The organism is Phaeodactylibacter luteus (genome assembly GCF_007993045.1).
GTDB lineage: Bacteria > Bacteroidota > Bacteroidia > Chitinophagales > Saprospiraceae > Phaeodactylibacter > Phaeodactylibacter luteus.
This window is the reverse complement of sequence record NZ_VOOR01000244.1, coordinates 1-322: the sequence shown is the minus strand read 5'-3', so window position 1 is coordinate 322 and position 322 is coordinate 1. Positions and strand designations below refer to the sequence as shown.

1 pseudogene is annotated in these 322 nt (G+C 68.9%); it reads right to left on the bottom strand.

Going from position 1 to position 322, the window contains the following annotated elements:
• A pseudogene (locus FRY97_RS22150) lies at positions 1–322 on the bottom strand (hypothetical protein); the annotation flags it as partial.

Below are 322 nucleotides of genomic sequence, written 5' to 3'. Positions count from 1 at the left end.
GCCGGACGCCAGCCCGGTAAGCGACGGGCCCGTAGCCCCATTGCTCCACGCGTAGCTGTAGCTCCCTGCTCCACCTGCCGCGGTCGCTTCGGCACTGCCCGATGCAGCGCCGCCGCAGCCCGCAGCGCTTGCCGTGACCGAAACCGTCAGCTCAGGCGGGGAGACCAGGCTGATGCTCTCCACCTCGCTGCAGCCAGCTGCGTCCGTTACCGTCACTGTGTACGGCCCGGCGCCAAGGCCCCCTATGCTGCTGCCAGTGCCGCCGGTGCTCCACAGATAGCTGTACGGTGGCTGTCCGCCGCTGCCCAGCACCAAAAGTGAA